Here is a 7,539-nt window from a genome sequence, read left to right on the forward strand (position 1 = left end):
CCCCCGCCCGCGGAGCCAACCGCAGCGCGCCAACCAACCCAGAATCCACTACCATCCCGCCTATGCAGCCAAGCCCCCACCCACCGATCGACTGGCAGGCCTTCGCCGACGAAGCCATCGACCTCCTCTGCCGCTTCATCCGGATCGATACCTCCAATCCGCCCGGCAACGAACGCCTCGCCTGCGACTTCCTCGGCGCCATCCTCCAGCGCGAAGGCATCCCCTTCCAGCTCTACGACGCCGGCAACGACCGCGTCTCCCTCCGCGCCGTCCTCCCCGGCGACGGATCCAAACGCCCCTTCATGCTCCTCAACCACACCGACGTCGTCCCCGTCGAACGCGAATTCTGGGACGAAGACCCCTTCGCCGGCACCATCCGCGACGGATACATCTGGGGGCGCGGCGCCCTCGATATGAAAGGCCTCGGCATCGCCCAACTCCTCACCTTCCTCACCCTCCATCGCCTCCGCATCCCCCTCGCGCGCGACGTCATCTTCTTCGCCCAAGCCGACGAAGAAGCCGGCAGCGAATACGGCATGCGCTACATCCTGCGCGAACACCCGGAAACCATCGACGCCGAGTACATCATCAACGAAGGCGGCGGCGGCACCACCGAACTCTTCGGCGTCGAGCGGCCCGTCTACTCCATCGCCGTCGCCGAAAAAGGGCCCCTCTGGCTCCGCCTCGTCACCGAAGGCCTGCCCGGCCACGGCTCCATCCCCCACGACGACAACGCCCTCGACCGCCTCGTCCGCGCCCTCCACCGCATCCAGCAATGGGAACGCCCCCTCACCGTCTCACCCGTGCTCGAAGAATACTTCCGTCGCCTCGCCCGGGCCGGCATCTACCGGGGCGACCCCACCCCCGAGGGCCTCGCCGCCCGCGCCGCCGAAGACCCCCGCATCCGTGCCATGCTCACCGACACCATCAGCACCACCACCGCCCGCGCCGGCATCAAGCACAACGTCATCCCCGCCCGCGCCGAGGCCACCCTCGATATCCGCCTCCTCCCCGGCGTCGATCCCGCCGAATTCCAGGCCCAACTCGAACGCATCATCGACGACCCGCGCGTCCGCATCGAACCCGTCCACATCCGCTCCTCCGCTGCCAGCCCCTTCGACACCGAACTCTTCCACTGCATCGAATCCGTCATCCGCGAATTCACCGAAGAAGCCGTCGTCGTCCCCGGCATGACCCTCGGCTTCACCGACAGCGCCGAGACCCGCAACCGCGGCATCGTCTCCTACGGCTTCTCCAGCGGCCTCACCACCCCCGAAGTCGCCCGCGGCGTCCACGGCCACAACGAGCGCGTCAGCATCGAAGCCTTCACCCTCAACTGCCGCATGCTCTGGGAAGTCACCCTCCGAATGTGCGCCGCCCGACCTGCCACCTAGGCCACGCCTCCCGATCGCCCCGCCGATCGCCTACCATGCGCCCATGACCACCCCAGCCGCCCGCACCTACCCCGGCGGCCTCGGCGAGCTCGATTTCGTCGAAGCCTACGCCCGCTCCGCCCTCAAAAAGCCCGAAGCCGCCGCCGATGCCGCGCTCGGCCGGCTTGTCTTCGCCGAAGCTGGCGACCGCGCCATCCTCGCCGGGCTCATCGCCATGGAGCTCGCCGAGGCCTGCCGCCGCCTCGTCGCCGTCTACCGAGCCCTCGCCGACCGCACCCGGCCCGTCGCCCAACGCCTCCTCCAGCCCCTGCCCGGCGTCAGCGAATGGAACCAGTTCGTCCAGGACGCAGCCACCCTCTCCCCCGAACAGATCGTCCGCCACCTCTACCTCGGCGACGACGCGCTCGAATGGGCCCGCCTTCTCCGCGGCCAACCCGACCTCGCCGACCTGGCCGCCCTCGTCGCCGCCGCCGAAACCGGCAACCCCATGCTCCTCATCCCCGACCTCGCCCGCCGCAAAGTCGCCGAAACCATCTGGCTCGGGGGCATCGACGCAGCGGACCAGCCCATCGCCTCCTCCTTCGCAGCCGACGAATCCAGCGCCACCGCCCTCGCCGACCTCACCGCCGACCTCGCCGGCATCGCCCGGGGATTCCTCCTCTCCTACGTCAACGCCCGGCGGAGCGCCGGAAGGCCACCCAGCGAGGCATGAGCGCCTGGCAGCCCGGCCCCCGCAACGCCATTACCGACGTCCCCGGCATCCGCGTCGGCCACTACACCGACCGACGCGCCGCCACCGGCTGTACCGTCATCCTCTGCCCAACCGCCCAGGCCGCCGCCGTCGACGCCCGCGGAGGCGCACCCGGTACCCGCGAAACCGACGTTCTCGGCCTCGCCAACCTCGTCCGCACCTGCCATGCCATCCTCTTCGCCGGCGGCAGCGCCTTCGGACTCGCCGCCGCCGAGGGCGTCATGCGCTGGTGCAGCGAACACGGCATCGGCGTCCCGACCACCAAGCGCCCCGTCCCCATCGTCCCCGCCGCCGTCATCTACGACCTCACCATCGGCGACCCATACGCCTTCCCCGGTGCCCACGAAGGCTACCTCGCGGCCGTCCGCGCGCGGCGCGGCACCGTCGCCGAAGGCTCCACCGGAGCCGGCACCGGAGCGACCATCGCCAAACTCCTCGGCCCCGAGCGAGCCCTCAAAGGCGGCCTCGGCACCGCCAGCCTCACCGGGCCCCGCGGCTTCATCGTCGGCGCCCTCGTCGTCACCAACGCCCTCGGCTCCATCTACGACCCAGCCACCGGCGAATGCCTCGCCGCACCTCGCGGCGACCGACCGGGCGAATTCCTCACCCTCCCCGACACCCTCGCGCGCCGCACCGTCGCCATGGACCCCCTCCTCGCCGCCCCCACCCAGGATCCCCGAACCGCACCCCCGAGCGCCCTCGAAAACACCACCCTCATGTGCATCGCCACCAACGCCCGCCTCGCCCCCGAAGACCTCCAACGGCTCGCCATCCACGCCCACGACGGCTTCGCCCGCTGCGTCGTTCCTGCCCACACCCGCGGCGATGGCGACATCGCCTTCGCCCTCTCCACCGGCGAATGTCCAGCCACCGGCGACGACCTCTACCTCCTCGGCACCCTCACCTCCGCCGTCGTCGAAACCGCCATCCTCCGCGCCATCCGCCTCGCCCGCGGCACCAAACAGGTGCCCGCCGCCAACGAATGGCGGCCCGCCCCCGCCTGACCCCACCCCATCCGCCATCGCACCGCTATCCTTTCCCCGTGCCTACCCACCTCCTCGTCGTCCGCCACGCCCAAACCTACGGCAACGTCGAAGGTCGCTTCTGCGGCCACTCCGAAACCGACCTCACCCCCCTCGGCATCGCCCAGGCCCGCGCCCTCGGCCACCGCCTCCGCGGCCAGCAGTTCGACGCCGCAGCTTCGTCCGACCTCCACCGAGCCATCCAGACCGCCCGCCACGCGCTCGAATACCACCCCACCCCCATCGACCCCATCCCCGACCCCCGCCTCCGCGAAATGCACTACGGCGAATGGGAAGGCAAGCCCGCCAGCGACATCGTCAAGACCCAGGCCCCCCTCCTCGGCGACTTCTTCGCCGGGCGCCGCTACGCCGCACCCGGCGGCGAAACCACCAGCCAGCTCCGCGAGCGTATGGCCACCGCCATCCGCGACCTCGTCGCACGCTACAACGGCGGCCGCCTCCTCGTCGTCTCCCACGGCAACGCCATCGCCGCCCTCCTCGCCGAACTCCTCGGCGTCCCGCTCGAACGAACCTGGACGTTCGCCGTCGCCAACACCTCCATCACGCGGCTCACCATCGGCCGCAGCGGACGCGTCGTGCTCGCCGGCTTCAACGACACCTCCCACCTAGAAGGAGTCGAACTCCCCGACCCCGAAGCCGCCTCCTAAGCGCTAGCCAGCGCCGGCAGATCCTGCCGCGGCACCATCCCCTCCAAAATCCGCTCCAGCGCCATCGTGTGGCTGCAAACCGACCACTGCGAGAAAAAGTCGCAATTGCAATGCCAGCGGCCATCGACGAGCGAGACATCGTGGTCGCTGTTCTCCCCATGGAACGTCACCCGCAGGTTCTCCACCTGCATCCGGAAACGCTCCTGCGCATACACCCTCGCCTTCTCGATCTTGCCAATCAGGCTGGACTGCATATCACCCCTCCTTCGAGAAGCACGAACGGCGGCACCTTTCGGCGCCGCCGTCATCGTCGATGGATGCCAACGAACACATCCATACGGCCGCACCCTACGCGTTCGTCGCTCCGCCTGTCAACGAATTTTCACACTTCCCGCACACAACCCCTCACCCCTTCCGCCGCACCGGCAACTCCCCACCCAGCCAATCCTCCGCCCGCATGAAAAACGGCTCCCGACCGTGGATCTCCGGCGGAACGATCACCCCCGCATCCCGCGTCAGGATATTCGCCACCACCCGCAACCCCTCCTGCCGCTTCGGATTCCACCGGAACGTGTCCACGCTCAGGATGATCGGCACCACCAGCCCCTCCGGCGCATCGAACCAGAGAAAGAACGGATTCGTCTCCTCGTTCGCCGGCCGTGAAGGATCGAAATCCGGGTTCTTCTCCGCGAACCGCGTCACCCCCGCGATGTACCCCTTCCCGAACGCCGAGTGGAACCACATCACCTGTGCCGCGCCGTACTTCGTCGTCACCTTCCGGCGGGCCACCTCGAACGCCTCCGCCTCGCTCGCGCACGGCAGCTTCCCCTTCATCCGCCAAAGGTGGAACTCCCGCGCGAACGCCGTCTTCGAAAGCGGAATGCGCACCACCGCCCGCTCGCTCGACGGCAGCGTCACCGGCATCGGCTTGCCCGGCGAAGTCGGGATCTCCTCCCCATCCACGGCGAGCTGCGTACACATCTCCGCCCCAGCCTACTCCATCGTCCGGTCCTCGTCGTCGAAGCGGAGCACGGCCTCGGCCGGAGCGCTCACCGTCAGCACAACGCCCGGATCCGGCGGCGAATACCCCGGCGGCAGCGTCGCCCGGGTCGGCGTCTCGCCAATGCGCCCCTCCACCGCCACCTGCGTCCCCAGGTCCACCACCCGCTCCACGCGCAGCGAAAAGCATCGCTCACCCGGACCCGCAACCAGCGCACCCGGGCGAACGGCCACCTGCCCCAGCACCGAGTAGCCGAAAAACCGCGCCGCCGCCAGCGACGGCGGCCGACGGAACACCTCGCCCGCCCGCCCGTGGGCAGCCACCCGGCCATCCAACAGCAGCACGAGCTCCTGGGCCAACAACAGCGCCTCGTCGCGGTCGTGCGTCACCAACACGACCGTCGCATCCGCCGCCCGAAGGATTTCCGGCAAATCGGCCAACAGCGCCTCCCGGGTCGGCCCATCGAGCCCACTCAGCGGCTCGTCCAACAACACGAGTTCCGCTTCCAGCGCGAGCGCCCGCGCGAGGTTCACCCGCTGGGCTTCCCCACCTGAGAGCGTCCGCACATCGCGCCCCAAGAGCCCGGCAATCCCGCAGACCTCCGCCGTCCGGTCGATCCGTCGCCCCCGCTCCGCCCGTCCCACCCCGCGCAGGCGCAGGGCGAGGTCCAGATTCTCCCCGACCGTGCCGCGGAGGAAGACAGCCCGTTGGAAGGCGAACGCCACCCGTCGAGGCGCCGCGCTGGCCGCCGGTTCGCCATCGAGCAGTACCTCGCCCACGCTTGGCCGTTCGAGCCCCGCCGCCAGCCGGAGCGCCGTCGTCTTGCCCGCCCCGTTCGGCCCCAGGAGCGCCGTCGTCGCCGCCCGGCCCAAGGTCAGCTCGGGGATAGCGAGCACCGTCCGCCCGCCCTTGCGCTGCTCCACCCCGCGGTACTGCAGCTCCATCAGGCGTTGCGTTGCTGCGCCCGCGTCAGGATCACGTTCACGGCGAAGGCCATGGCGAGCAGGATAATGCCCAGCGCCAGAGCTCGCTCCGTGTTCCCGCGGCTCGTCTCTGTCACGATGGCCGTCGTCAATACCCGGGTCTCGCCCTGCAGGTTCCCACCGACCGCCATCGAGGCCCCCACTTCTGACACCACCGCACCGAAGCCCGCCATCACCGCCGCCAGCAGCCCCAGCCGAGCCTCGGCCGCCAACAGCCAGAGCCGCCGCACCCGCCCCGCCCCCAACACCTCCAACAGCTCCCCCAGCTCCGGCGGGAGCGCCTGGACCGCAGCCGCCGTGAAGCCGACCACCATCGGCGTCGCGATGAGAAACTGCGCCAGCACCATCGCCTCCCGCGTGTAGATCAGCTCCAGCCAGCCCAGCGGCCCCGACCGTACCAGCAGGAGCCAGACGACGAGCCCCACCACCACCGGCGGCATCCCCATCCCCGTGTTCACCGCCCCCAACACCAGCGCCCGCCCCGGGAACCGCCTTCGCGCCAGCACGTATCCGGCGGGGACGCCGACCAACATCGCCAAGACCGTCGCCGTCCCCGAGACGACCACCGTTCGCAGCGCGATATCCCGCACCTCGGCATCCCCCGAGCCGATCAATCGGACCGCCTCGATGAGCCCCTGCCAGAGCTCGTCCACCTGTTACCTCCCCAGCTCCTCCACCGACTTTCCCGCATCCGGAACGAACAGCGGCTGACCGAGTTTCTCCTTCCCGAAGCTCCCGATCAGGGCCTGTGTCTCGGGCGCCACCAGAAAGGCCACCCACGCCCGCGCCTGCGCCGCCTTCACCCCTTCGTGTTTCTCAGGATTCACCACATAAACGTGGTAGATGTTCAACAGCGGCGCCGCGCCTTCGAACACGACCTTGAGCTGCAGCCGATCGCGCAGCGCCAGGTAGGTCGCCCGGTCCGTCAGCGTATACGACCGTCGCTGGTCGGCGACGTTCAACGTCGCGCCCATCCCTTGCCCCGTCTCCTCCCGCCGAGACACCGTCGCCGGGTCGATCCCCGCCAACTTCCAGAGCTCCAGCTCCTTCACATGCGTGCCCGAATTGTCGCCCCGCGAGACGAACCCACCCGCCGCCGCGATCCGGCGCATCGCCTCCTCCAGGCTCCCGGCCTGCTTCACGCCCGCCGGATCGCCGGGCGGCCCCACCAGGATGAAATCGTTGTGCATCACGAGCTGCCCCTCCACCAAGTCGCCACGCTCCACGAGCTGCCGCTCCGCCGCCGGCGAATGGCTCAACACCGCATCGGCATCGCCCTTCTTCGCCATCTCCAACGCCGCTCCGGATCCGACCGCGATCACCTTCACATCGATGCCCGTCTGCTCGCGAAACCGCGGTACGAGCACGTCGAGGAGTCCGCTGTCTTGCGTGCTCGTCGTCGTCGCCAGGATCATCGAACCACCGATCTTCGTCGGCGTCGCCGCCGGCTCAGTCTTCGTCCCCTCCGTTCCGCTGCCTACCACCTCCGTTCCTCCCCTGCAGCCCGCGCTCGCCACCAGGCCCAGTACCGCCACCAGCACCGCCGCCAGCGCCGTCGCCCGTCGCTTGCCCGATCGCATCCTGGGTGCCCCCTCGAAATGCTTACTTCAGCATAACGCCCGAGCGCCCAGCCCCAAAATCCGCCTCCCTTGCTATCCTGAAGAGCGTGAAAGTGCTCGCGATCGAATCGTCGTGCGACGAGACCGCCGCGGCCGTCGTCG

9 protein-coding genes are annotated in these 7,539 nt (G+C 69.6%); 4 read left to right on the top strand and 5 right to left on the bottom strand.

The features are described 5' to 3' along the window. Positions 1-62: 62 nt before the first annotated feature. The 4 genes from VAE53_RS07940 to VAE53_RS07955 are packed head-to-tail and all read left to right on the top strand — an operon-like array spanning position 63 to position 3,835. The gene (locus VAE53_RS07940) at positions 63-1,394 is read left to right on the top strand and encodes a M20/M25/M40 family metallo-hydrolase (RefSeq protein WP_322818834.1); all 1,332 of its coding nucleotides are present in this window, start codon (positions 63-65) and stop codon (positions 1,392-1,394) included. Positions 1,395-1,437: 43 nt separating this feature from the next. Further along, positions 1,438-2,106 carry a hypothetical protein gene (locus VAE53_RS07945; protein ID WP_322818835.1) on the top strand — a complete coding sequence of 223 codons (669 nt, stop codon included), beginning with the start codon at positions 1,438-1,440 and terminating at the stop codon, positions 2,104-2,106. Next, entirely contained in the window at positions 2,103-3,149 is a 1,047-nt protein-coding gene (locus tag VAE53_RS07950; protein WP_322818836.1) for a P1 family peptidase, read from the top strand. Before VAE53_RS07945 ends, VAE53_RS07950 begins: the two co-directional genes overlap by 4 nt. A 38-nt stretch (positions 3,150-3,187) precedes the next feature. Further along, positions 3,188-3,835 carry a histidine phosphatase family protein gene (locus VAE53_RS07955; RefSeq protein WP_322818837.1) on the top strand — a complete coding sequence of 216 codons (648 nt, stop codon included), beginning with the start codon at positions 3,188-3,190 and terminating at the stop codon, positions 3,833-3,835. Here the strand turns inward: VAE53_RS07955 and VAE53_RS07960 are convergent. The 5 genes from VAE53_RS07960 to VAE53_RS07980 form a co-directional block, all read right to left on the bottom strand. Further along, positions 3,832-4,089 carry a hypothetical protein gene (locus tag VAE53_RS07960; protein ID WP_322818838.1) on the bottom strand — a complete coding sequence of 86 codons (258 nt, stop codon included), beginning with the start codon at positions 4,087-4,089 and terminating at the stop codon, positions 3,832-3,834. The two genes, VAE53_RS07955 and VAE53_RS07960, sit on opposite strands and share 4 nt — an antisense overlap. A 151-nt stretch (positions 4,090-4,240) precedes the next feature. Next, positions 4,241-4,816, bottom strand: coding sequence for a hypothetical protein (locus VAE53_RS07965; RefSeq protein WP_322818839.1), 576 nt, complete (start codon positions 4,814-4,816; stop codon positions 4,241-4,243). Positions 4,817-4,828: 12 nt separating this feature from the next. Further along, positions 4,829-5,779 (bottom strand): ABC transporter ATP-binding protein, encoded by a 951-nt coding sequence (locus tag VAE53_RS07970; RefSeq protein ID WP_322818840.1) that lies wholly within the window; start codon positions 5,777-5,779, stop codon positions 4,829-4,831. Then, positions 5,779-6,471 (bottom strand): ABC transporter permease, encoded by a 693-nt coding sequence (locus tag VAE53_RS07975; protein ID WP_322818841.1) that lies wholly within the window; start codon positions 6,469-6,471, stop codon positions 5,779-5,781. The genes VAE53_RS07970 and VAE53_RS07975 overlap by 1 nt, the downstream gene beginning before the upstream one ends. Positions 6,472-6,474: 3 nt before the next feature. Then, positions 6,475-7,398: a substrate-binding domain-containing protein gene (locus VAE53_RS07980; protein ID WP_322818842.1), complete on the bottom strand. Its 924-nt coding sequence runs from the start codon at positions 7,396-7,398 to the stop codon at positions 6,475-6,477. Positions 7,399-7,539: the final 141 nt, after the last annotated feature.

This window comes from Tepidiforma sp. (assembly GCF_034432735.1).
Classification (GTDB): Bacteria; Chloroflexota; Dehalococcoidia; order Tepidiformales; family Tepidiformaceae; genus Tepidiforma.